Below are 22,183 nucleotides of genomic sequence, written 5' to 3'. Positions count from 1 at the left end.
CCGTTACCGCAGAAACGGATATGTACTCGATCTGATCCAACATCCTGGTCGGCCCAGAGGCCGCCATCGGGGGCAAGCCCCCTCCCACATTTTTGATCAGTTGCGGTCTGGGAAATCGGTGTGCAGCTTGTCCAGCAAGGCATCCTTGTCTTCCCACAGCTGGTTGATCCAGCCCTGGAACGCCAACCGATACTCCCCATCCTGCTCATAATTGCTGCCAATGAACTCGGCCGGAATCCGCACTTCTTCGAACTGCACCACCACGTCCTTCACATTCCCGCACAGTAAGTCCCAATAGCCCGGACGCCCGGCCGGGTAGTGGATAGTCACATTCACCAGTGACTTCAATTGCTCACCCATGGCATCCAGCACAAACGCGATTCCGCCGGCCTTGGGCTTGAGCAGATAGCGAAACGGCGACTTCTGTTGCGCGTGCTTGCCCGGGGTAAACCGCGTGCCCTCGGCGAAGTTAAAGATGCCCACCGGGTTGTCGCGAAACTTCGCACAGGTCTTGCGCGTGGTTTCCAGGTCCTTGCCTTTCTTTTCCGGGTGTTTTTCCAGGTAAGCCTTGCTGTAGCGCTTCATGAACGGAAAGCCCAGGGCCCACCATGCCAGGCCAATCACCGGCACCCAGATCAGTTCCTGCTTGAGAAAGAACTTCAGCGGGCGAATCCGTCGATTGAGCACGTATTGCAGCACCATGATGTCGACCCAGCTCTGATGGTTGCTGGTGACCAGATACGAATGCTGGTAATCCAGGCCTTCGAGGCCGCTCAGGTGCCAGCGCGTGCGCCGCACCAGGTTCATCCAGCCCTTGTTGTTCGTGACCCAGGCTTCGTGGGTGTGATTCATCAACCATTCGCTGAAGCGCTTGGCGAAGGGCAGCGCCTTGAACAGCGCGACGATAAACAGGAACGAGCACAGCAGGATCGTGTTCAGTGCCAGCAGCAGGGACGCGATCACCCCACGTACGGCGGCAGGTAGAAAATCCAGCATTTAGATATCCATAGGTCGGTTGGCGGCTTGGATCGCGGTGAGGGCGATGGTGTATACGATGTCGTCCACCTGGGCGCCGCGTGGCAGGTCGTTGACCGGTTTGCGCAGGCCCTGGAGCATCGGCCCCAGGCTCACGCAATCGGCGCTACGCTGCACGGCTTTGTAGGTGGTGTTGCCAGTGTTCAGGTCGGGGAACACGAACACCGTGGCCTTGCCGGCGACCTGGCTGTTGGGCGCCAATTGTCGGGCCACGCTTTCGTTGGCGGCGGCGTCGTATTGCAGCGGGCCGTCGATCAGCAGTGAGCTTTGCTGTTCGTGGGCGAGCAGGGTGGCCTCGCGGACTTTTTCCACTTCCTCGCCGCTGGCCGAATCGCCGCTGGAATAACTGATCATCGCCACGCGCGGGGCGATGCCGAACGCGGCCGCCGAGTCGGCGCTTTGCAGGGCAATTTCCGCCAGCTCCGCAGCGCTGGGGTGCGGGTTCATCACGCAGTCGCCGTACACCAGCACCTGCTCGGGGAACAGCATGAAGAACACCGACGATACCAAGGTGCAGCCCGGCGCTGTTTTAATCAGCTGCAGGGCAGGGCGGATGGTATTGGCGGTGGAGTGGATGACGCCGGAGACCAGGCCGTCCACTTCGTCCAGGGCGAGCATCATGGTGGCGATCACCACGGTGTCTTCCAACTGCTGCTCGGCCATCGGTGCGTTCAAACTCTTGCTCTTGCGCAGTGCCACCATGGGCTCGACGTAGCGCTGGCGGATCAGGTCCGGGTCGAGAATCTCCAGGCCTTCGGGCAAATCGATGCCGTGGGCGCGAGCGACGGCTTCCACGTCCGCCGGCTTGGCCAGCAGCACACAGCGCGCGATGCCCCGCGCCTGGCAGATCGCAGCGGCCTGTACGGTCAGCGGCTCGCTGCCTTCGGGCAACACGATGCGCTTGTTGGCGGCCTGGGCGCGTTGGATCAACTGGTAGCGGAATACCGCAGGGGACAGGCGCATTTCCCGTGGCGTGCCGCAGCGTTGGTGCAGCCAGCGTGCATCGAGGTGGCTGGCGACGAAGTCGGTGATGATCTCCGCGCGCTCGCGGTCATCGATGGGGATTTCCTTATTGAGGCTATTGAGCTGGTTGGCGGTGTCGTAGGAGCCGGTGCTCACCGACAGCACCGGCAACCCGGCCTGGAACGCACCGCGGCACAGCTCCATGATGCGCGGGTCGGGCAACGTGTCGCTGGTCAGCAGCAGGCCGGCCAGGGGGACGCCGTTGATCGCAGCCAGGCTGACGGCGAGGATGATGTCGTCGCGATCGCCGGGTGTTACGACCAGTACGCCGGGCTTGAGCAGCTCCACGGTGTTGCGCATGGTGCGCGCGCAAATGATGATCTTGGTCATGCGCCGGGTTTCGTAGTCGCCGGCATTGAGGATCTGTGCACCCATCAGGTCGGCCACGTCGCGGGTACGCGGCGCGTTGAGTTCGGGCTGGTAGGGAATGCAGCCGAGCAGGCGGAAATCACCGCTGCGCAGCAGGGGCGAATGTTCCTTGAGGCGCGCCGAGAACGCCTCCATGCTTTCGTCGGTGCGCACCTTGTTAAGGATCACGCCGAGTACTTTCGGGTCTTTCGGGCCGCCGAACAGTTGCGCCTGCAGTTCCACGCGGCCGGACAGTTCGGTGAGCACTTCGTTTTCCGGGGCAGAGACCAGGATCACTTCCGCATCCAGGCTCTTGGCCAGGTGCAGGTTGACCCGGGCCGCATAACTGGCGCTGCGGGTCGGCACCATGCCTTCGACGATCAGCACGTCCTTGCCCACGGCGGCTTGCTGGTACAGCGTGATGATTTCTTCGAGCAACTCATCCAGCTGGCCGTCGCCGAGCATGCGCTCGACATGGGCCAGGCCCAGCGGTTGGGGCGGTTTCAGGCCGTGGGTGCGCGCCACCAGTTCGGTGGAACGCTCGGGGCCGGTATCGCCAGGGTGTGGCTGGGCAATCGGTTTGAAAAAACCGACTTTCAGTCCGGCTCGTTCCAGGGTACGCACCAGCCCAAGGCTGATGGAGGTCAGGCCCACACCAAAATCGGTGGGCGCGATAAAAAAAGTCTGCATGCGAATTCTCTGGAGGTGCATGGCTGGGGTGGCGCTCTATGCTTGAGCACCTACCGCGAATCAGGCGCCAAGGTTATCGTTATTCGTGCTGTTGCGCACACCAGCCGCAGGCAAAGGGTTGGCCTATTTTTTCAAGGCGTTGCGCGGGGTCGAGCACCCAGGCGCGCGACTGCCACGGCGGCTGGTGGCGCAGATGCTGGGTGTGGCCGCAGGACAGCTCGGCGACCCAGTGCAGGTCGTCGTCCTGGTGGAATCCGGTTATCGTCGAGACCGTTGGTCGGCCCCGTCCGTCCGGGTTCTGTTCGCTTTCGGACAAATCCTTGTTTAGACTTGTCCGTTCTTCATTCTTATGCAAAAGGTCTCGCCCCATGACGATCGCCGCTAACAAGGCTGTCTCCATCGACTATACCCTGACCAACGACGCTGGTGAGGTCATCGACAGCTCCGCCGGCGGCGCGCCGCTGGTCTACCTGCAAGGCGCGGGTAACATCATCCCAGGCCTGGAAAAGGCGCTGGAAGGCAAGGCAGTCGGTGATGAACTGACCGTTGCCGTAGAGCCTGAAGATGCCTACGGCGAATACTCCGCCGAACTGGTCAGCACTTTGAGCCGCAGCATGTTCGAAGGTGTTGATGAACTGGAAGTCGGCATGCAGTTCCACGCTTCCGCGCCGGACGGCCAAATGCAGATCGTGACCATCCGCGACCTGGACGGCGACGACGTGACCGTTGACGGTAACCACCCTCTGGCTGGCCAGCGCCTGAACTTCCAGGTGAAGATCGTTGCCATTCGCGACGCTTCCCAGGAAGAAGTGGCTCACGGTCACGTCCACGGTGAAGGCGGTCATCACCATTGATTGTGGTTTGATCAATCGGTAGCAAAAACGCCCCGACTGGTTCGGGGCGTTTTTTTGCGCTCAAGAAAACACTGGAGTTCAAATGTGGGAGGGGGCTTGCCCCCGATGACGGTGTGTCAGTCAAAGTATTTCTTACTGATACACCGCCATCGAGGGCAAGCCCCCTCCCACATTTGGATAGGTGTGCATTCCAGAAAACAAAAATGCCCCGGACCTTTCGGTACGGGGCATTTCTTAACTGTTACGCAACCTGAGGTCACGTGGCAGTTGTTACCACTTAGGCTGCAGCAGCAACGTTCAGAGCCTTGATGTGGCCATTCAGGCGGCTCTTATGACGAGCGGCCTTGTTCTTGTGGATGATGCCTTTATCGGCCATACGGTCGATAACTGGCACGGCCAGAACGTAAGCAGCTTGGGCTTTTTCAGCGTCTTTGGTGTCGATGGCTTTAACTACATTCTTGATGTAGGTACGAACCATGGAACGCAGGCTGGCGTTGTGGCTGCGACGCTTCTCAGCCTGTTTTGCACGTTTTTTGGCGGAAGGTGTGTTGGCCACCGTCGAGCTCCTCGAAAGACTTTTTAGGAAATAGCAAACAAAATAGGCCGCGAATCATGCCGATGACTTGATGGGTTGTCAAGAGCGGCTGATGCGAACTGCTGAGTGGTCGATCTGAAGAGGCGGGTGATTTATTTCCGGCGCTTGACCTGTAAACTCGCGAGCTTTGGCGCTGTGCTGTTGCAGGCGCGCAGTATCGCATAAGTAGGCGCTTTGTTCGCCTGCTCTTTATCTATAGGCGCAAACTCTTTCAATGAATCTGCTCAAATCGTTGGCTGCCGTCAGCTCTATCACGATGATCTCCCGGGTTTTGGGGTTTGTGCGTGACACCCTGCTGGCACGCATTTTTGGCGCCAGCATGGCCACGGACGCCTTCTTCATTGCCTTTAAACTGCCCAACCTGTTGCGCCGGATTTTCGCCGAAGGCGCGTTCTCCCAGGCCTTCGTGCCGATCCTGGCCGAATACAAGACTCAACAGGGGGAGGAGGCGACTCGCACCTTTATCGCCTATGTCTCGGGCCTTCTGACACTGGTGTTGATGCTGGTGACCGTGCTCGGCATGCTCGCCGCGCCCTGGGTGATCTGGGCCACGGCCCCCGGCTTTGCCAATACCCCGGAAAAGTTCGCACTGACCACTGATCTGCTGCGCGTGACCTTTCCTTATATATTGCTGATCTCGCTGTCATCGCTTGCCGGGGCGATTCTCAATACCTGGAACCGTTTCTCGGTGCCGGCCTTCGTGCCGACGCTGCTTAACGTCAGCATGATTATCTTCGCGCTGTTCCTCACGCCGTACTTCGATCCGCCGGTGATGGCCCTGGGGTGGGCCGTCCTGGCGGGGGGGCTGGCACAACTGTTCTACCAGCTGCCGCATTTGAAAAAGATCGGCATGCTGGTGCTGCCGCGCCTGAACCTCAAGGACGCCGGCGTCTGGCGCGTGATGCGCAATATGTTGCCGGCGATCCTCGGTGTGTCCGTCAGTCAGATTTCCCTGATCATCAATACGGCGTTCGCGTCGTTGCTGGTATCCGGTTCGGTGTCGTGGATGTACTACGCCGACCGCCTGATGGAATTGCCGTCCGGCGTGCTCGGGGTGGCCCTGGGCACCATTTTGCTGCCGACCCTGGCGCGCACCTATGCGAGCAAGGACCGCCAGGAATACTCGCGCATTCTCGACTGGGGCCTGCGCCTGTGCTTCCTGCTGGTGCTGCCGTGCTCCCTGGCCCTGGGAGTCCTGGCCGAACCCTTGACGGTCTCGCTGTTTCAATACGGTCAATTCGACGCGCACGACGCCCTGATGACCCAGCATGCGCTGGTGGCGTACTCCGTGGGGTTGCTCGGCATTATCGTGATCAAGGTGCTGGCGCCGGGCTTCTATGCCCAGCAAAACATCCGCACACCGGTGAAGATCGCGATCTTCACACTGATCGTCACGCAATTGCTCAATCTGGTGTTTATCGGCCCGCTGGCCCATGCCGGCCTGGCGCTCGCGATCAGTGCCGGTGCCTGTATCAATGCCGGCCTGCTGTTTTATCAACTGCGCAAGCAGCAGATGTACCAACCGCAGCCCGGCTGGGGCGCGTTTACCCTCAAGTTGCTCGTGGCGGTCGCGGCGATGTCGGCCGTGCTGTTTGCGCTGATGCACGTGATGCCGGCCTGGGATCAGGGCCATATGCTGGAGCGCTTCATGCGCCTGGGCGTGCTGGTAGTGGCTGGCGTGGTGGTGTACTTCGGGATGTTGCTGCTGCAGGGTTTTCGCCTGCGCGATTTCAATCGCAAGTCGCTGGGGTAGAGAGTTTGCCGCGATAAAACGGCTGTTTTATCGAATCGATCCATTTGGCCTGCGCTGTTGCCTGTCGTCCGGGGCCGGGTGTGGTTATAATCGACCACTTTATGAGCAAGAAGCGCGTTATGCAGCTGGTTCGAGGTCTCCACAACCTGCGCCCCGAGCACCGGGGCTGCGTCGCCACCATTGGCAACTTTGACGGTGTTCACCGTGGCCACCAGGCTATCCTGGCCAGGCTGCGCGAGCGTGCGGTCGAGTTGGGCGTGCCCAGCTGCGTGGTGATTTTTGAGCCACAGCCGCGGGAGTTCTTCACCCCGGAAACGGCGCCGGCCCGCCTGGCCCGCCTGCGAGACAAACTGCAACTGCTGGCTGAAGAAGGCGTGGACCGCGTCCTCTGCCTGGCTTTCAACCAGCGCCTGCAAAGCCTCAGCGCCGCCGAGTTTGTCGACCGCATCCTCGTCGATGGTCTCGGCGTGCAGCATCTGGAGGTCGGCGACGACTTCCGTTTTGGTTGCGACCGGGTCGGCGATTTCGATTTCCTGCAACACGCCGGCGTCAACCAGGGTTTTACCGTCGAAGCCGCGCAAACCGTCGAACTGGACGGCCTGCGCGTGAGCAGTACCCAGGTGCGTAATGCCCTGGCCGCTGCCGACTTCGCCTTGGCCGAGCGTTTGCTCGGTCGCCCGTTCCGCATCGCCGGGCGGGTACTGCACGGCCAGAAGCTGGCGCGCCAACTGGGCACGCCAACCGCCAACGTGCAACTCAAGCGCCGTCGTGTACCGCTGACCGGGGTTTACCTGGTGAGTGTCGACATCGACGGCCAATCGTGGCCGGGAGTCGCCAATATAGGCGTCAGGCCCACGGTTGCAGGTGATGGCAAGGCCCACCTGGAAGTTCACCTTTTGGATTTTGCCGGTGACTTGTATGACCGGCGTTTAACGGTGGTTTTCCACCAGAAGCTGCGTGAAGAGCAGCGTTTCGCCTCCCTTGAGGCGTTGAAAACGGCGATCAATGCGGATGTCGCCGCCGCCCGTGCACTAGCCGCACCTAGCGCCCATCGCTAACCGAAGAGCCTTAAATGACCGACTATAAAGCCACGCTAAACCTTCCGGACACCGCCTTCCCAATGAAGGCCGGCCTGCCACAGCGCGAACCGCAGATCCTGCAGCGCTGGGACAGTATTGGCCTGTACGGAAAGTTGCGCGAAATTGGCAAGGATCGTCCGAAATTCGTCCTGCACGACGGCCCTCCTTATGCCAACGGCACCATTCACATCGGTCACGCGCTGAACAAGATTCTCAAGGACATGATCCTGCGTTCGAAGACCCTGTCGGGCTTCGACGCGCCGTATGTCCCGGGTTGGGACTGCCATGGCCTGCCGATCGAACACAAGGTCGAAGTGACCTACGGCAAGAACCTGGGCGCGGATAAAACCCGCGAACTGTGCCGTGCCTACGCCACCGAGCAGATCGAAGGGCAGAAGTCCGAATTCATCCGCCTGGGTGTCCTGGGCGAGTGGGACAACCCTTACAAAACCATGAATTTCAAGAACGAGGCCGGTGAAATCCGCGCCCTGGCCGAAATCGTCAAGGGCGGTTTCGTGTTCAAGGGCCTCAAGCCCGTGAACTGGTGCTTCGACTGCGGTTCGGCCCTGGCCGAGGCGGAAGTCGAGTACGAAGACAAGAAGTCCTCGACCATCGACGTGGCCTTCCCGATTGCCGATGAGGCCAGGCTGGCCGAGGCCTTTGGCCTGGCATCGCTGGCCAAGCCGGCGGCCATCGTGATCTGGACCACCACGCCATGGACCATTCCGGCCAACCAGGCACTGAACGTGCACCCCGAGTTCACCTACGCGCTGGTGGACGTTGGCGATCGCCTGCTGGTGCTGGCCGAAGAAATGGTCGAGCCGTGCCTGGCGCGTTACGAGCTGCAAGGTTCGGTGATCGCCACCACCACCGGTACCGCGCTGGAGCTGATCAACTTCCGCCATCCGTTCTACGACCGCCTGTCGCCGGTGTACCTGGCTGACTACGTCGAACTGGGTTCGGGTACCGGCGTGGTTCACTCCGCGCCCGCCTACGGTGTGGACGACTTCGTGACCTGCAAAGCCTACGGCATGGTCAACGACGACATCCTCAATCCGGTACAGAGCAATGGCGTGTACGCGCCGTCGCTGGAGTTCTTCGGCGGCCAGTTCATCTTCAAGGCCAACGAGCCGATCATCGACAAGTTGCGCGAAGTCGGTTCGCTGTTGCACACCGAAACTATCAAGCACAGCTACATGCACTGCTGGCGCCACAAGACTCCGTTGATCTACCGCGCTACCGCGCAGTGGTTTATCGGCATGGACAAAGAGCCGACCAGCGGCGAAACCCTGCGCATACGCTCGCTCAAGGCCGTCGAAGGCACCAGGTTCGTCCCGGCCTGGGGCCAGGCGCGCCTGCACTCGATGATCGCCAACCGTCCGGACTGGTGCATCTCCCGCCAGCGTAACTGGGGCGTGCCGATCCCGTTCTTCCTGCACAAGGAAAGCGGCGAACTGCACCCACGTACCGTCGAGTTGATGGAGCTCGTGGCCCAGCGCGTTGAACAGGAAGGCATCGAAGCCTGGTTCAAGATGGACGCTGCCGAGTTGCTCGGTGATGAAGCGCCGCAGTACGACAAGATCAGCGACACCCTCGACGTATGGTTCGACTCGGGCACCACCCACTGGCACGTGCTGCGCGGTTCGCACCCGATGGGCCACGAGACCGGCCCGCGTGCCGACCTGTACCTGGAAGGTTCGGACCAGCACCGCGGCTGGTTCCACTCGTCGCTGCTGACCGGTTGCGCCATCGACAACCACGCGCCGTACCGGGAGCTGTTGACCCACGGCTTCACCGTCGACGAAAACGGCCGCAAGATGTCCAAGTCGTTGAAGAACGTGATCGAGCCGAAGAAGATCAACGACACCCTGGGCGCCGACATCATGCGTCTGTGGGTCGCCTCGACCGATTACTCGGGCGAGATCGCCGTCTCCGACCAGATCCTGGCCCGCAGCGCCGATGCCTACCGGCGTATCCGTAATACCGCGCGCTTCCTGCTGTCGAACCTGACCGGTTTCAACCCGGCCACCGACATCCTGCCGGCCGAGGACATGCTCGCCCTCGACCGTTGGGCCGTGGACCGCGCCCTGTTGCTGCAGCGCGAGTTGCAGGAACACTACGGCGAGTACCGCTTCTGGAATGTCTATTCCAAGATCCACAACTTCTGCGTGCAGGAGCTCGGTGGTTTCTACCTCGACATCATCAAGGACCGCCAGTACACCACTGGTGCCAACAGCAAGGCGCGCCGTTCGGCGCAGACCGCGCTGTACCACATCAGCGAAGCGCTGGTGCGCTGGATCGCACCGATCCTGGCGTTCACCGCCGACGAATTGTGGGAGTACCTGCCGGGCGAGCGTAACGAGTCCGTCATGCTCAACACCTGGTACGAAGGCTTGACCGAACTGCCGGCCAACTTCGAACTGGGCCGCGAGTATTGGGAAGGCGTGATGGCCGTGAAGGTTGCGGTGAACAAGGAGCTGGAAGTGCAGCGCGCGGCCAAGGCCGTGGGTGGCAACCTGCAAGCCGAAGTCACCCTGTTTGCCGAGGACGGCCTGACCGCCGACCTCGCCAAGCTGAGCAACGAACTGCGCTTTGTGTTGATCACCTCCACCGCAAGCCTGGCGCCTTTCGCCCAGGCCCCGGCAGATGCCGTGGCCACCGATGTGCCGGGCTTGAAGCTCAAGGTGGTCAAGTCGGCCTTCCCTAAATGCGCCCGTTGCTGGCACTGCCGTGAAGATGTCGGCGTGAACCCCGAGCATCCGGAAATCTGCGGTCGTTGCGTCGATAACATCAGCGGTGAAGGCGAGGTTCGTCACTATGCCTAACGCTGCCAGTCGTTTCGGACGTCTGGGCTGGCTCGTATTGAGCGTGCTGGTGCTGGTCATCGACCAGGTCAGCAAGGCTCATTTCGAAGGCACCCTGGAAATGTTCCAGCAGATCGTGGTGATCCCGGATTACTTCAGTTGGACCCTGGCCTACAACACCGGTGCGGCCTTCAGCTTTCTCGCTGATGGCGGTGGCTGGCAGCGCTGGTTGTTCGCGGTGATCGCCGTGGTGGTCAGTGCGGTGCTGGTGGTCTGGCTCAAGCGCCTGGGCCGGGACGACACCTGGCTGGCCATCGCGCTGGCCCTGGTGCTGGGCGGCGCGCTGGGTAACCTGTACGACCGCGTTGCCCTGGGCCATGTGATCGATTTCATCCTGGTGCATTGGCAGAACCGCCATTACTTCCCGGCGTTCAACTTCGCCGACAGCGCTATCACCGTCGGCGCAATCATGCTGGCGCTGGACATGTTCAAGAGCAAGAAAACCGGAGAGACCGTCAATGACTGATCAGGTATTGGCTGAGCAACGCATCGGCCAGAACACGGAAGTCACTTTGCATTTCGCATTGCGCCTGGAGAATGGCGACACGGTCGACAGCACCTTCGACAAAGCCCCGGCGACCTTCAAGGTCGGTGACGGTAATCTGTTGCCGGGTTTTGAAGCGGCGTTGTTCGGCTTCAAGGCCGGCGACAAGCGCAACCTGCAGATCCTGCCGGAAAATGCCTTTGGCCAGCCCAACCCGCAAAACGTGCAGATCATCCCGCGTTCGCAGTTCGAAGGCATGGAGCTGTCGGAAGGCCTGCTGGTGATCTTCAATGACGCGGCGAATACGGAATTGCCCGGCGTGGTCAAAGCCTTCGATGACACGCAAGTGACCATCGACTTCAACCACCCGTTGTCCGGCAAGACACTGACCTTTGACGTCGAGATCATCAACGTCAAGGCGCTGGTCTAAAATGTGGGAGGGGGCTTGCTCCCCTCCCACCTTTGATCTCCATTATCTGTTGAGTCAGCGTTAATATTGACTCAATGTGGCTGCAAGACACGAGGCACAGCATGCAAATCAAACTCGCCAACCCCCGTGGCTTCTGTGCCGGTGTGGACCGGGCGATCGAAATCGTCAACCGCGCCCTGGAAGTCTTCGGCCCGCCGATCTACGTGCGGCATGAAGTCGTCCACAACAAGTTCGTGGTTGAAGATCTGCGTGCTCGCGGGGCCATATTCGTCGAAGAACTCGACCAGGTGCCTGACGATGTCATCGTTATCTTCAGTGCCCACGGGGTCTCCCAGGCCGTGCGCACCGAAGCGTCCGGCCGTGGCCTGAAAGTATTCGATGCCACATGCCCGCTGGTGACCAAGGTGCACATCGAGGTGGCGCGCTACAGCCGTGATGGACGTGAATGCATCCTGATCGGCCACGCCGGTCATCCGGAAGTCGAAGGCACCATGGGCCAGTATGACGCCAGCAATGGCGGCGCCATCTACCTGGTGGAAGACGAAAAAGACGTCGCCAACCTGCAAGTGCAGAACCCGGAGCGCCTGGCGTTCGTTACCCAGACCACCTTGTCCATGGACGACACCAGCCGCGTTATCGATGCCCTGCGCACGCGATTCCCGGCCATTGGCGGCCCACGCAAGGACGACATCTGCTACGCCACGCAAAACCGCCAGGACGCGGTCAAGCAACTGGCCGACGAGTGTGATGTGGTGCTTGTGGTCGGCAGCCCCAACAGCTCCAACTCCAATCGCTTGCGTGAGCTGGCCGAGCGCATGGCGACACCGGCGTACCTGATCGATGGCGCCGAGGATATGCAGCGTAGCTGGTTCGACGGTGTGGAGCGCATCGGCATCACGGCGGGCGCCTCGGCCCCGGAAGTCCTGGTGCGTGGCGTCATCCAGCAATTGCACGCCTGGGGGGCCACCGGTGCCGATGAGTTGGCGGGGCGCGAAGAAAACATTACGTTTTCGATGCCCAAGGAACTGCGGGTGCGCTCGCTGCTCTGAACCCGGCTCGCTCAACCACCGCATAACGCCTGCTCGGTCTTGTCACTGCGCAGGCTGACGCGTCCACTTGGCGCCAGCACTATCTGATACAGGCTTTGTGCCTGCGTCGCGTCGCACACATGCACGGTGCCGGCACGAAACCCGCCGCCCGCAAACACCGGCTCCCCCAACGCGCTGAAACGCACCTGGCTGCTGACCGGGCCATTACCTGCCACCGGTACGCGCCCGCTGTCCTGTCGCTCCAGCAGCACCGGATTCTCGTCATCCAGATGGCCGCGACCACTGATATCCAGGATCACCCGCCAGCCCTGGCTCCAGTCTTGCTCCCTTGCATGGATGACCACTGCACGACTGCGTGCGATCGCCTCCGTGCGCGCATAACGCAGCCCGTCGGCCAGTGACCGGGCCACGCTTTGTTGCTGCTGCGATTCCAGCAAACCCTTGAAGCCGGGTATGGCCAGTTGCGCCAGAACGCCCGTGACGATCAGCCCCAGCAGTAATTCGATCAAGGTGAACCCTCGTTGTGTCATGTGCGTCCCTCCGTGGATGCGGTTGATCTTTAAGTGACAGGCATAGGTATAGCGTTTGCTCCCTGATGCTGAATGATGGCCTTTATGTCCAATGTATTTCCCTTTGTTCCGATAGCGGCAGCCGCCAAAAACCGGCGCTAGTCTTGGGGCGTACAGCAGGGTTCTGCTGTTTTTCTACGGCCCTCGACATGGACGACGACGGTAATGCCTTTGTGCAGCAACACTTTATTTCTACGCGCAGTTCATCGACCTCAAGCCGGCATGACCCTGATCGAGGTACTGGTAGCGGTGCTGGTCCTGGCTATCGGACTGCTGGGGGCTGCGGCTCTCCAGCTCAACGCGCTCAAATACACCGACAATGCACGGATGACCAGCCAGGCCAGTTTCATTGCCTACGATATGCTTGATCGAATTCGCGCCAATGCCGGGGTCGATTACGCCTGGGCCCAAGCCGAACGCGCGCCGCCCGGCACCTCGACCGCCAGCGTGCGTGACCTGGACTTGCATGATTTCGAAGCCAATATCATAGGTTTTGCCGGCAAGGACGCCAAAGGTGCCGTGGCGGTCAGCGGCAATGAAGTCACTATCAGCATCACGTGGGAAGACGCCAGGTTGGAGAGCAGCCTGGGTGCGCGGCAAACCTTCACGCTCACCAGCCGTATCGCCAGTGGGCAAGGCAGATCGCAATGAACCGTCCCGCACGTGGTTTCGGGCTGGTGGAGTTGCTGCTGGCGCTGGCCGTCGGGCTGGTGCTGATCCTTGGCGCGAGCCAGGTGCTGATCGGTGCGCGGCTGACCCAGGCCAGCCAGCAGGCCGCTACGGTGCTGCAGGATGATGCGCGATTCGCCCTGAGCAAGCTTGTCCAGGATATTCGCCAGGCAGGCATGCTGGGATGTTTGGCCCCGGCGTTTATCGACAACGCCCCGGCGACCTTTGATCGACCGATTGGCTGGCAAATATCGGCAAGCGCAACGTCACTGACGCTGGTGACCGCCAATACCGGCGACGGTGCCGGCAAGCCAGACTGGACGGTGGTGTCCGACTGCAGGGACGCGGCACAGGCTTACGCCGGCACCCCGCCTGTGGTCGCGCCCGGCCAGGTTCGGTTTGCCATACGTGAGCTCACCTACACCCATGAGGCGGGGCAGTTGAGGATCAGTACGCCGTCGGCACCGGCCAAGGCGGTGCTGATAGATAACGTACGGGCCTTCGAGATCAGTTTCGGGGTAGCCGCCGGGCCTGAATCGACGGACGTGGCGCGCTACGACAGCCACCCGGCCGACGCATCGTTGATCCGCAGCGTGCGCATCCGCATGACCCTGCAGGACCCGACCGGGCGTGTGAAGGATCAGGCCTATAGCGTCGTGGCCGCACTGCGCAACCGGCTGGAGTAGGGCGATGATCATGAGTGGGGGGAGCCCTGTGCGCCAGGCGGGAATGGTATTGCTGATCAGCCTGGTCTTTCTGCTGTTGCTGTCACTGGTGGGGTTGTCATCCATGCAGGGCGCGATCTCTCAGCAGAAGGTCGCCGGTAGCCTGTGGCAACGGAATCAATCGTTCCAGACGGCCGAAAGTGGCCTGCGGCTGGGGGAGTCGGCGGTGCGCAGGGGCGGACTTGCGCTGCCACCTTGCCACTCGATCATCAGCTGCGCGCCGCCCGCGGAGGCATTTTCGGTGGTTGGCCCTGGGCCAAATCCGGTCTCTGCGGTGAATTGGGTGGCGTTCAAGGACGGGGTATATGGCATTCAATCCCTGGGCGTGGGGATGGGCCAGGCGCATTTACCGCCGCTTATCCCGGCCGCGCTCTTTCGGGTGACGGCCGTGGGGCTGGGTGGCCAGTCGCGCACGGTGCTTGAGACGGTGTATGCGCGGGTGGGGGAGGGCGACGGGGCGCGGTTTCGGCGAGTCTTATGGCGGCAACTTCAATAAGGAGCAATTCAATGGGCATGGATAGCCAGGGCTTTACCCTGATCGAGCTGTTGATCGCGGTGGCGATCATCGCGTTGCTGGTCGGGATCGCTTACCCCGGATACACCGGCCAGGTGAAAAAGGTGTACCGGGTGCAAGTCGTCGCGCTGCTGAGCGAGCAGGCTCAACATCTGCAGCGTTTTTACACGCGCAACGGCACTTTTATTGATGCAAGCGGCGTCAGTACAGGCAATGATCACTATAGAATCAGCGCCGTATTGAACCCTCATGATTTTGTCTTGCTCGCCACGCCTGCCCCGCACTCAGTCATGGCGGACGACGCCTGCGGCCAATTCAGTTTGACCAGCACCGGTATGCGCAGCAATCCGGGAGCGGTGCCGCAAATGCCGCTCAAGGCATGCTGGGGGCAGTGATGAGAGTGCTGGATGAATGGGCGCCGGGCGCGCTTTTCCCTTTTTATCGGCTGGATCAAATGATGGCTAAGCAACAGCGAGTAGTGATTGTCGGCGGCGGCGTGATGGGTTTGTTGACGGCATACAACCTGGCGAACCGGGGGCAGGCGGTCATATTGCTGGAGCGCGGCGGGCTTGGGCAGGAGTCTTCCTGGGCTGGCGGCGGGATTGTTTCGCCGTTGTATCCATGGCGCTATAGCCCGGCGGTGACCGCCTTGGCCCATTGGTCCCAGGATTTCTACCCGCAACTGGCACAACGGCTGTTCGCTGCGACCGGCGTCGATCCCGAGGTTCACACCACAGGTCTCTACTGGCTCGACCTGGATGACGAAGCCGATGCCCTGGCCTGGGCTGCGCGAGAGGGCAGGCCCTTGAGCAAAGTGGACGTATCGGCGGCCCATGATGCAGTTCCGGCGCTGGGCGGCGGATATTCGCAGGCGGTCTTCATGGCCGATGTGGCCAATGTGCGTAACCCGCGCCTGGTCAAATCCCTCAAGGCGGCGTTGTCGGCGTTGCCCAATGTGGCGATTCACGAGCAGTGCGAAGTCGATGGCTTCATTTTGCAGGGCGACACCGTGGTCGGCGTGAATACGAGCGCTGGCGCCATGACGGGTGATCAGGTCGTGCTCGCAGCGGGTGCCTGGAGCGGGGATTTGCTGGGAAAACTGGGCTTGGCACTGCCCGTTGAGCCGGTCAAGGGCCAGATGATCCTCTACAAATGCGCGTCTGACTTCTTGTCGAGCATGGTCCTGGCTAAAGGGCGCTATGCGATCCCGCGGCGGGATGGGCATATTCTGATTGGCAGCACCCTGGAGCATGAGGGGTTCGACAAGACGCCGACGATAAGCGCGCTGGAAAGTCTCAAGGCCTCGGCGGTGGAACTGCTTCCCGCCCTGGCGGACGCCGAGGTGGTGGGGCACTGGGCGGGGTTGCGGCCCGGCTCGCCGGAAGGTATCCCGTATATCGGCGAGGTACCCGGCTTCAACGGCTTGTGGCTCAATTGCGGGCATTACCGCAATGGCCTGGTGCTTGCCCCGGCGTCCTGCCAGCTATTTGCCGACTTGCTGCTGGGGCATGCGCCGATTATCGATCCGGCTCCTTACGCGCCCGCCGGTCGAGTCAGCGCTGGATAGACTTCGGCCCCTGCTGCAGATGCGCCTGGGTGCAATACCATTGCTGGCCCGAGCTCAACGCCCGATCCTGCGGCACGTGCACGCCGCAATGGGCGCAACGCACCATCAACGCGGCATTGGGTTCGCCGGTGCGCGGTTGCCTGGCGGCAGGGTTTTTGAATTTGCGCCAGAGCCATACCGCGGCGGCAATGACGGCGATCCAGAACAATAGACGAAGCATGATGGGCAGTTTCTCGATAAGGAATGCGCCAGTTTAGCCAAGGTGGCCATGGGCGCACAGCGCAATAAATACTCGCCCATGAAAAAGGGAGCTCCTGAGAGCTCCCTTTTGCGTTGCGTCGAACGGTCAGTCGAACACGCCGAAGGTCATATAGCTGAACCACGAGCGGTCCTGGTTGTTACCCAGGGCTTGCGGCTCTTCTTCTTCGATCACGTCGCCGTTCTCGTCGTGCGGCTTGAGGTCCGAAGGAATCGCGTCCTTGGCGTCCTGGTACTGCTTGATGACGTCCTGGTTGGCGCGTGTTTCGCCTGGCGGCAGCGGCGGACGGGACTCGATCAGGCCCAGGGTGTACTTGCTCAGCCACGAACGGTTGTCGGCTTCGTCAACCTGAGGCACGAACTGGCCGTCTTTCAGGCTCGGGTGGTCCGGGTAGTTGAGCTTCAGGGTTTCCAGGCTGGTGGTCGCCAGCTGATCCAGGTGCAAGCGCTGGTAAGCCTCGGTCATCACGGCCAGGCCGTCACCCACGGAAGGGGTTTCCTGGAAGTTCTCCACCACATAACGGCCACGGTTGGCAGCGGCCACGTACGCCTGACGGGTCAGGTAGTAATGGGCCACGTGGATCTCGTAGGAAGCCAGCAGGTTGCGCAGGTAGATCATGCGCTGCTTGGCGTCAGGCGAGTAGCGGCTGTTCGGGTAGCGGCTGGTCAGCTGGGCGAACTCGTTGTAGGAGTCGCGCGCTGCGCCCGGGTCGCGCTTGGTCATGTCCAGCGGCAGGAAGCGCGCCAGCAGGCCAACGTCCTGGTCGAACGAGGTCAGGCCCTTCATGTAGTAGGCGTAGTCCACGTTCGGATGCTGCGGATGCAGGCGGATAAAACGCTCTGCAGCGGACTTGGCAGCTTCCGGCTCGGCGTTCTTATAGTTGGCGTAGATCAGCTCGAGCTGGGCCTGATCGGCATAGCGTCCGAACGGATACCGCGACTCCAGCGCCTTGAGCTTAGCTGTGGCGCTGGTGTAGCTATTGTTATCCAGGTCTGTCTGAGCTTGCTGGTAAAGCTCGACTTCGCTCAGGTTTTCGTCGACGACGTCCTTGGTTGACGAGCAAGCAGCAGTCATGGCGAGGATGGCGATCAGCAGCAGGTGTTTCACTTGCATGGCGGCTTGCGTCCCTATGACGGCCGCTGTCTTGGGCGGGGCCGTCCTGTTATGATGAGCGCCCCGTTGAAAGCCTCGGGGCAAAAGACGCCGTATTTAACCACAAGCGCGCAGCCGAAACCAAAGGCTGTGCCACGCCTAGTCTGAGCATGTCCGATAAAATTGAACTTCGCGCAGAGGTGCCGTCCGAATTGGGCGGCCAACGCCTCGATCAAGTCGCCGCACAATTATTCGCTGAGCACTCGCGCTCGCGCCTTTCCGCCTGGATCAAAGACGGCCGCCTGACTGTGGATGGAGCGGTTATCCGCCCGCGAGACACAGTGCATGGCGGTGCGATTCTTGAGCTGACTGCCGAGCAGGAAGCCCAGGGAGAATGGGTCGCCCAGGACATCGAGCTGGATATCGTCTATGAAGACGATGACATCCTGGTCATCAACAAACCCGCAGGCCTGGTGGTTCACCCGGCGGCCGGGCACGCTGATGGCACCTTGCTCAATGCCCTGTTGCACCACGTGCCGGACATCATCAACGTGCCGCGCTGCGGCATCGTGCACCGTCTGGACAAGGACACCACCGGCTTGATGGTGGTGGCCAAGACCATTCAGGCGCAGACGCAACTTGTTACTCAATTGCAGAGTCGCAGCGTCAGCCGGATCTATGAATGCATCGTGATCGGCGTCGTGGTGGCCGGTGGCAAGATCAACGCACCCATTGGTCGCCACGGCCAGCAGCGCCAGCGCATGGCGGTGATGGAGGGCGGCAAGCAGGCCGTCAGCCACTACCGCGTGCTGGAGCGTTTCCGTTCCCACACCCATGTGCGGGTCAAGCTGGAAACCGGTCGAACTCACCAGATCCGCGTGCACATGGCCCACATCAACTTCCCGTTGGTCGGCGATCCGGCCTACGGTGGTCGCTTCCGCATTCCGCCTGCGGCCAGCCAGACCATGGTCGAATCGCTCAAGACGTTCCCGCGCCAGGCACTGCATGCACGCTTCCTGGAGCTGGATCATCCGACGAGCGGTCAGCGCATGAGCTGGGAATCGCCGCTTCCGGACGATCTGGTGTGGCTGTTGTCGCTGCTCAAGCAGGATCGCGAGGCGTTTGTCGGATGAGTGACTGGCTGATACCTGACTGGCCCGCGCCGTCTCAGGTCAAAGCCTGCGTCACCACCCGTGCGGGCGGCGTCAGTGTGGCGCCGTTCGACAGCCTCAACCTGGGCGACCATGTGGAGGACAGCCTTGAGGCCGTCCTGGAAAATCGTCGTCGCCTTACCGCAGCGTTCGATATCCAGCCGGCCTGGTTGCGCCAGGTCCACGGCACCACGGTGGTCGAGGCCGATCCGGGCCGGATCGTCGAAGCCGATGGCAGTTGGACCAGCACACCGGGCATCGCCTGCACCGCCATGACGGCCGATTGCCTGCCTGCATTGTTCTGCAATCGAGCAGGCACCCGTGTTGCGGCGGCTCATGCCGGTTGGCGTGGGTTGGCGGCAGGGGTGCTGGAGGCGGCGTTCGAAAGCCTTGAGAACCAGCCCGCCGACGTTCTGGTCTGGCTCGGTCCGGCCATCGGCCCGCAGGCCTTTGAAGTCGGTCCCGAGGTGCGTGAAGCGTTCATGCAGCAACTGCCGGCAACTGCCCAAGCCTTTGTTCCCAGCCGTAATCCCGGCAAGTTCATGGCCGACATCTATCAACTTGCACGCCTGCGCCTTGCCGCGCGGGGTGTCACCGCTGTCTACGGTGGCGGCTACTGCACCGTGACCGACCCGCGTTTCTTTTCCTATCGACGCAGCCCGCGTACGGGCCGATTCGCCTCCCTTGTCTGGCTTGACCGCTAGACTGTCCTGATCTGTATCAACCATCCACTGCTTGAATCCCGCAGAATCCACCCCATCTATAGGGGTATCTGGCAGGTTTCTTCATTCAGGATGTGTTTGTTCATAGCTCCGGCCTGCTCAAAAGGAAGGTGACTAATGCGTATTGATCGTTTAACCAGCAAATTGCAGTTGGCCTTATCGGACTCCCAGTCCCTGGCCGTCGGTCTCGACCACCCGGCGATTGAACCGGCGCACTTGATGCAGGCGCTCCTCGAGCAGCAAGGTGGTTCTATCAAACCCTTGTTGATGCAGGTGGGCTTTGACGTCAATAGCCTGCGCAAGGAGTTGAGCAAAGAGCTCGACCAACTGCCGAAAATCCAGAATCCCACCGGCGACGTGAATATGTCGCAGGACTTGGCGCGGCTGCTGAATCAGGCCGACCGCCTGGCCCAGCAAAAAGGTGACCAGTTCATCTCCAGCGAACTGGTGCTGCTCGCCGCCATGGACGACAACAGCAAGCTCGGCAAGTTGTTGCTGGGCCAGGGCGTAAGCAAGAAAGCCCTGGAAAACGCCATCAACAACCTGCGTGGCGGCGAGGCGGTGAATGACCCCAATCATGAGGAGTCGCGCCAGGCCCTGGATAAATACACCGTTGACCTGACCAAGCGCGCTGAAGAGGGCAAGCTTGACCCGGTCATCGGCCGTGACGACGAAATCCGTCGCACCATCCAGGTGCTGCAGCGTCGCACCAAGAACAACCCGGTACTGATCGGTGAGCCTGGCGTGGGTAAAACCGCCATCGCCGAGGGCCTGGCCCAGCGCATCATCAATGGTGAAGTGCCGGACGGGCTCAAGGGCAAGCGCCTGCTGTCCCTGGACATGGGCTCGTTGATCGCCGGCGCCAAGTTCCGTGGCGAGTTCGAAGAGCGCCTGAAATCCCTGCTTAATGAATTGTCCAAGCAGGAAGGGCAGATCATTCTGTTTATCGACGAACTGCACACCATGGTCGGCGCGGGCAAGGGCGAGGGCTCCATGGATGCCGGCAACATGCTCAAGCCTGCCCTGGCGCGAGGCGAGTTGCATTGCGTCGGGGCGACCACGCTTAACGAGTACCGCCAGTACATAGAAAAGGATGCGGCGCTTGAGCGACGTTTCCAGAAGGTCCTGGTGGAAGAGCCCAGCGAAGAAGACACCATCGCCATCCTGCGTGGCCTGAAAGAGCGCTATGAGGTTCACCATAAAGTCGCGATTACCGACGGTGCGATCATTGCGGCGGCCAAGCTGAGCCATCGCTATATCACTGATCGCCAGTTGCCCGACAAGGCCATCGACCTGATCGACGAGGCGGCTAGCCGCATCCGTATGGAGATCGATTCCAAGCCGGAAGTGCTCGACCGCCTGGACCGTCGCCTGATTCAACTGAAGGTCGAATCCCAGGCGTTGAAAAAAGAAGAGGATGACGCGGCGAAGAAACGCCTGGAGAAACTCCAGGAAGAAATCGTGCGCCTGGAACGCGAGTATTCGGACCTCGAGGAAATCTGGACCTCGGAAAAAGCCGAGGTGCAGGGCTCTGCGCAGATCCAGCAGAAGATCGAGCAATCGCGCCAGGAGCTGGAAGCCGCGCGCCGTAAAGGCGACCTGAACCGCATGGCCGAGTTGCAGTATGGGGTGATCCCGGACCTGGAACGCAGCCTGCAGATGGTTGACCAGCATGGCCATAGCGAGAACCAGTTGCTGCGCAGCAAGGTGACCGAGGAAGAAATTGCCGAGGTGGTCTCCAAGTGGACCGGTATTCCGGTGTCGAAGATGCTTGAAGGCGAACGCGACAAGCTGCTGAAGATGGAAAGCCTGCTGCACCAGCGCGTGATCGGTCAGGAAGAGGCGGTGGTGGCGGTGTCCAACGCGGTGCGGCGTTCCCGCGCCGGGTTGTCCGACCCGAATCGCCCGAGTGGTTCGTTCATGTTCCTTGGGCCTACCGGCGTGGGCAAGACCGAGCTGTGCAAAGCCCTGGCTGAATTCCTGTTCGATACCGAAGAGGCCATGGTGCGCATCGATATGTCCGAATTCATGGAGAAACACTCGGTGGCTCGCCTGATCGGCGCCCCACCAGGCTACGTGGGCTATGAGGAGGGCGGTTACCTGACCGAAGCCGTACGGCGCAAGCCCTACTCGGTGATCCTGCTGGATGAGGTCGAGAAGGCGCACCCGGATGTGTTCAACATCCTGCTGCAAGTGCTGGAGGATGGTCGCCTGACCGACAGCCACGGACGCACGGTGGATTTTCGCAACACGGTGATCGTAATGACCTCCAACCTGGGCTCGTCGCAGATCCAGGAACTGGTGGGCGATCGCGAGGCACAGCGGGCCGCTGTCATGGACGCGCTGACCACCCACTTCCGGCCGGAATTTATCAACCGGGTGGACGAAGTGGTGATCTTCGAGCCGTTGGCGCGGGATCAGATAGCCGGCATTACCGAGATCCAGCTGGGACGCCTGCGTGCACGTCTGGCCGAGCGCGAGCTTGCCCTGGAGCTGAGCAGCGAGGCGTTGGACAAGCTGATTGCGGTGGGTTACGACCCGGTATACGGCGCGCGGCCGTTGAAGCGTGCGATCCAGCGCTGGATCGAGAACCCGCTGGCACAGCTGATCCTGTCGGGCAGCTTTATGCCGGGCACCAGCGTCGAGGCGACGGTGGAGAACGACGAAATCGTCTTCCATTAAGCCCTGCGGCCAGTGCCATAAGAGGAGGC

At 61.2% G+C, this 22,183-nt stretch carries 21 protein-coding genes and 1 pseudogene; 15 read left to right on the top strand and 7 right to left on the bottom strand.

From position 1 onward, the window contains the following. Positions 1-96: 96 nt before the first annotated feature. The 3 genes from BFP89_RS24375 to BFP89_RS24365 all read right to left on the bottom strand — a co-directional run bounded on the left by BFP89_RS24375 (position 97) and on the right by BFP89_RS24365 (position 3,466). Positions 97-996 (bottom strand): acyltransferase, encoded by a 900-nt coding sequence (locus tag BFP89_RS24375; RefSeq protein WP_065888014.1) that lies wholly within the window; start codon positions 994-996, stop codon positions 97-99. Then, positions 997-3,096 carry a phosphate acetyltransferase gene (gene pta / locus BFP89_RS24370; protein WP_065888013.1) on the bottom strand — a complete coding sequence of 700 codons (2,100 nt, stop codon included), beginning with the start codon at positions 3,094-3,096 and terminating at the stop codon, positions 997-999. It lies immediately after the preceding gene. Between the two features lie 79 nt (positions 3,097-3,175). Continuing rightward, positions 3,176-3,466, bottom strand: coding sequence for a DUF3565 domain-containing protein (locus BFP89_RS24365; protein WP_122561932.1), 291 nt, complete (start codon positions 3,464-3,466; stop codon positions 3,176-3,178). Between BFP89_RS24365 and BFP89_RS24360 the strand changes: the two genes are divergently transcribed. Continuing rightward, positions 3,465-3,950 (top strand): FKBP-type peptidyl-prolyl cis-trans isomerase, encoded by a 486-nt coding sequence (locus BFP89_RS24360; protein WP_003171645.1) that lies wholly within the window; start codon positions 3,465-3,467, stop codon positions 3,948-3,950. The two genes, BFP89_RS24365 and BFP89_RS24360, sit on opposite strands and share 2 nt — an antisense overlap. A 277-nt stretch (positions 3,951-4,227) precedes the next feature. On the opposite strand, the gene rpsT is transcribed toward BFP89_RS24360, so the two are convergent. Further along, positions 4,228-4,506, bottom strand: a complete 279-nt coding sequence (gene rpsT, locus BFP89_RS24355) for a 30S ribosomal protein S20 (RefSeq protein WP_003171647.1) — start codon at positions 4,504-4,506, stop codon at positions 4,228-4,230. Positions 4,507-4,759: 253 nt separating this feature from the next. Between rpsT and murJ the strand changes: the two genes are divergently transcribed. The 6 genes from murJ (at position 4,760) to ispH (ending at position 12,204) form a co-directional block, all read left to right on the top strand. Beyond that, on the top strand, positions 4,760-6,298 hold the full coding sequence (gene murJ, locus BFP89_RS24350) for a murein biosynthesis integral membrane protein MurJ (RefSeq protein WP_065888012.1): 1,539 nt from the start codon (positions 4,760-4,762) through the stop codon (positions 6,296-6,298). A 119-nt stretch (positions 6,299-6,417) separates the two neighbouring features. After that, complete coding sequence (gene ribF, locus BFP89_RS24345; protein WP_065888011.1) at positions 6,418-7,356, top strand: bifunctional riboflavin kinase/FAD synthetase; 939 nt, start codon at positions 6,418-6,420, stop codon at positions 7,354-7,356. A gap of 14 nt (positions 7,357-7,370) precedes the next feature. Further along, positions 7,371-10,202, top strand: coding sequence for an isoleucine--tRNA ligase (gene ileS, locus BFP89_RS24340; RefSeq protein ID WP_065888010.1), 2,832 nt, complete (start codon positions 7,371-7,373; stop codon positions 10,200-10,202). Next, positions 10,195-10,707 (top strand): signal peptidase II, encoded by a 513-nt coding sequence (gene lspA / locus BFP89_RS24335; RefSeq protein WP_065888009.1) that lies wholly within the window; start codon positions 10,195-10,197, stop codon positions 10,705-10,707. Before ileS ends, lspA begins: the two co-directional genes overlap by 8 nt. 7 nt (positions 10,708-10,714) lie before the next feature. Next, positions 10,715-11,155, top strand: a complete 441-nt coding sequence (locus BFP89_RS24330) for an FKBP-type peptidyl-prolyl cis-trans isomerase (protein WP_170875978.1) — start codon at positions 10,715-10,717, stop codon at positions 11,153-11,155. A gap of 101 nt (positions 11,156-11,256) precedes the next feature. Next, a complete protein-coding gene (ispH, locus tag BFP89_RS24325) occupies positions 11,257-12,204 on the top strand; it encodes a 4-hydroxy-3-methylbut-2-enyl diphosphate reductase (protein WP_057725850.1) in 948 nt (315 codons plus the stop codon). Here ispH and BFP89_RS24320 read toward each other — a convergent pair. Beyond that, positions 12,158-12,734: pseudogene (locus tag BFP89_RS24320) on the bottom strand (GspH/FimT family pseudopilin). The gene ispH and the pseudogene BFP89_RS24320 sit on opposite strands and share 47 nt — an antisense overlap. A gap of 204 nt (positions 12,735-12,938) precedes the next feature. On the opposite strand from BFP89_RS24320, the gene pilV reads away from it, so the two are divergent. From pilV to thiO, 5 genes are all read left to right on the top strand, one after another. Continuing rightward, a complete protein-coding gene (gene pilV, locus BFP89_RS24315) occupies positions 12,939-13,424 on the top strand; it encodes a type IV pilus modification protein PilV (RefSeq protein ID WP_065888006.1) in 486 nt (161 codons plus the stop codon). Then, a complete protein-coding gene (locus BFP89_RS24310; protein WP_065888005.1) occupies positions 13,421-14,128 on the top strand; it encodes a PilW family protein in 708 nt (235 codons plus the stop codon). Before pilV ends, BFP89_RS24310 begins: the two co-directional genes overlap by 4 nt. A gap of 4 nt (positions 14,129-14,132) precedes the next feature. Then, positions 14,133-14,663, top strand: coding sequence for a pilus assembly PilX family protein (locus BFP89_RS24305; RefSeq protein ID WP_065888004.1), 531 nt, complete (start codon positions 14,133-14,135; stop codon positions 14,661-14,663). Positions 14,664-14,674: 11 nt separating this feature from the next. Then, positions 14,675-15,076 (top strand): type IV pilin protein, encoded by a 402-nt coding sequence (locus BFP89_RS24300; protein ID WP_065888003.1) that lies wholly within the window; start codon positions 14,675-14,677, stop codon positions 15,074-15,076. A 62-nt stretch (positions 15,077-15,138) separates the two neighbouring features. Then, complete coding sequence (thiO, locus tag BFP89_RS24295; protein WP_065888084.1) at positions 15,139-16,248, top strand: glycine oxidase ThiO; 1,110 nt, start codon at positions 15,139-15,141, stop codon at positions 16,246-16,248. On the opposite strand, the gene BFP89_RS24290 is transcribed toward thiO, so the two are convergent. Both BFP89_RS24290 and BFP89_RS24285 read right to left on the bottom strand, forming a co-directional pair. After that, a complete protein-coding gene (locus BFP89_RS24290) occupies positions 16,235-16,468 on the bottom strand; it encodes a PP0621 family protein (RefSeq protein WP_065888002.1) in 234 nt (77 codons plus the stop codon). The genes thiO and BFP89_RS24290 overlap by 14 nt on opposite strands. A 126-nt stretch (positions 16,469-16,594) precedes the next feature. Then, positions 16,595-17,620: an outer membrane protein assembly factor BamD gene (locus BFP89_RS24285; protein WP_065888001.1), complete on the bottom strand. Its 1,026-nt coding sequence runs from the start codon at positions 17,618-17,620 to the stop codon at positions 16,595-16,597. A gap of 149 nt (positions 17,621-17,769) precedes the next feature. On the opposite strand from BFP89_RS24285, the gene rluD reads away from it, so the two are divergent. The 3 genes from rluD (at position 17,770) to clpB (ending at position 22,154) form a co-directional block, all read left to right on the top strand. Continuing rightward, positions 17,770-18,732, top strand: a complete 963-nt coding sequence (gene rluD / locus BFP89_RS24280) for a 23S rRNA pseudouridine(1911/1915/1917) synthase RluD (RefSeq protein ID WP_065888000.1) — start codon at positions 17,770-17,772, stop codon at positions 18,730-18,732. Then, a complete protein-coding gene (pgeF, locus tag BFP89_RS24275) occupies positions 18,729-19,454 on the top strand; it encodes a peptidoglycan editing factor PgeF (RefSeq protein ID WP_065887999.1) in 726 nt (241 codons plus the stop codon). The genes rluD and pgeF overlap by 4 nt, the downstream gene beginning before the upstream one ends. Positions 19,455-19,589: 135 nt before the next feature. After that, positions 19,590-22,154 (top strand): ATP-dependent chaperone ClpB, encoded by a 2,565-nt coding sequence (gene clpB, locus BFP89_RS24270; RefSeq protein ID WP_065887998.1) that lies wholly within the window; start codon positions 19,590-19,592, stop codon positions 22,152-22,154. The last annotated feature ends 29 nt before the right edge of the window (positions 22,155-22,183 follow it).

The sequence above is a fragment of the Pseudomonas sp. 31 R 17 genome, from assembly GCF_900004915.1.
GTDB classification, from domain to species: domain Bacteria; phylum Pseudomonadota; class Gammaproteobacteria; order Pseudomonadales; family Pseudomonadaceae; genus Aquipseudomonas; species Aquipseudomonas orientalis_A.
The sequence above is the reverse complement of the archived record's forward strand: the minus strand, read 5'-3'. Positions and strand labels throughout refer to the sequence as shown.

Coding starts and splice junctions, on each gene's coding strand:
- BFP89_RS24290 (WP_065888002.1), bottom strand. CDS start 16,468: ATGCTTCGTCTATTGTTCTGGATCGCCGTCATTGCCGCCGCGGTATGG.
- pilV (WP_065888006.1), top strand. CDS start 12,939: ATGCCTTTGTGCAGCAACACTTTATTTCTACGCGCAGTTCATCGACCT.
- pgeF (WP_065887999.1), top strand. CDS start 18,729: ATGAGTGACTGGCTGATACCTGACTGGCCCGCGCCGTCTCAGGTCAAA.
- ribF (WP_065888011.1), top strand. CDS start 6,418: ATGCAGCTGGTTCGAGGTCTCCACAACCTGCGCCCCGAGCACCGGGGC.
- BFP89_RS24365 (WP_122561932.1), bottom strand. CDS start 3,466: ATGGGGCGAGACCTTTTGCATAAGAATGAAGAACGGACAAGTCTAAAC.
- pta (WP_065888013.1), bottom strand. CDS start 3,096: ATGCAGACTTTTTTTATCGCGCCCACCGATTTTGGTGTGGGCCTGACC.
- BFP89_RS24360 (WP_003171645.1), top strand. CDS start 3,465: ATGACGATCGCCGCTAACAAGGCTGTCTCCATCGACTATACCCTGACC.
- ispH (WP_057725850.1), top strand. CDS start 11,257: ATGCAAATCAAACTCGCCAACCCCCGTGGCTTCTGTGCCGGTGTGGAC.
- BFP89_RS24310 (WP_065888005.1), top strand. CDS start 13,421: ATGAACCGTCCCGCACGTGGTTTCGGGCTGGTGGAGTTGCTGCTGGCG.
- BFP89_RS24300 (WP_065888003.1), top strand. CDS start 14,675: ATGGGCATGGATAGCCAGGGCTTTACCCTGATCGAGCTGTTGATCGCG.
- BFP89_RS24285 (WP_065888001.1), bottom strand. CDS start 17,620: ATGCAAGTGAAACACCTGCTGCTGATCGCCATCCTCGCCATGACTGCT.
- murJ (WP_065888012.1), top strand. CDS start 4,760: ATGAATCTGCTCAAATCGTTGGCTGCCGTCAGCTCTATCACGATGATC.
- BFP89_RS24305 (WP_065888004.1), top strand. CDS start 14,133: ATGATCATGAGTGGGGGGAGCCCTGTGCGCCAGGCGGGAATGGTATTG.
- rluD (WP_065888000.1), top strand. CDS start 17,770: ATGTCCGATAAAATTGAACTTCGCGCAGAGGTGCCGTCCGAATTGGGC.
- BFP89_RS24375 (WP_065888014.1), bottom strand. CDS start 996: ATGCTGGATTTTCTACCTGCCGCCGTACGTGGGGTGATCGCGTCCCTG.
- clpB (WP_065887998.1), top strand. CDS start 19,590: ATGCGTATTGATCGTTTAACCAGCAAATTGCAGTTGGCCTTATCGGAC.
- lspA (WP_065888009.1), top strand. CDS start 10,195: ATGCCTAACGCTGCCAGTCGTTTCGGACGTCTGGGCTGGCTCGTATTG.
- thiO (WP_065888084.1), top strand. CDS start 15,139: ATGGCTAAGCAACAGCGAGTAGTGATTGTCGGCGGCGGCGTGATGGGT.
- ileS (WP_065888010.1), top strand. CDS start 7,371: ATGACCGACTATAAAGCCACGCTAAACCTTCCGGACACCGCCTTCCCA.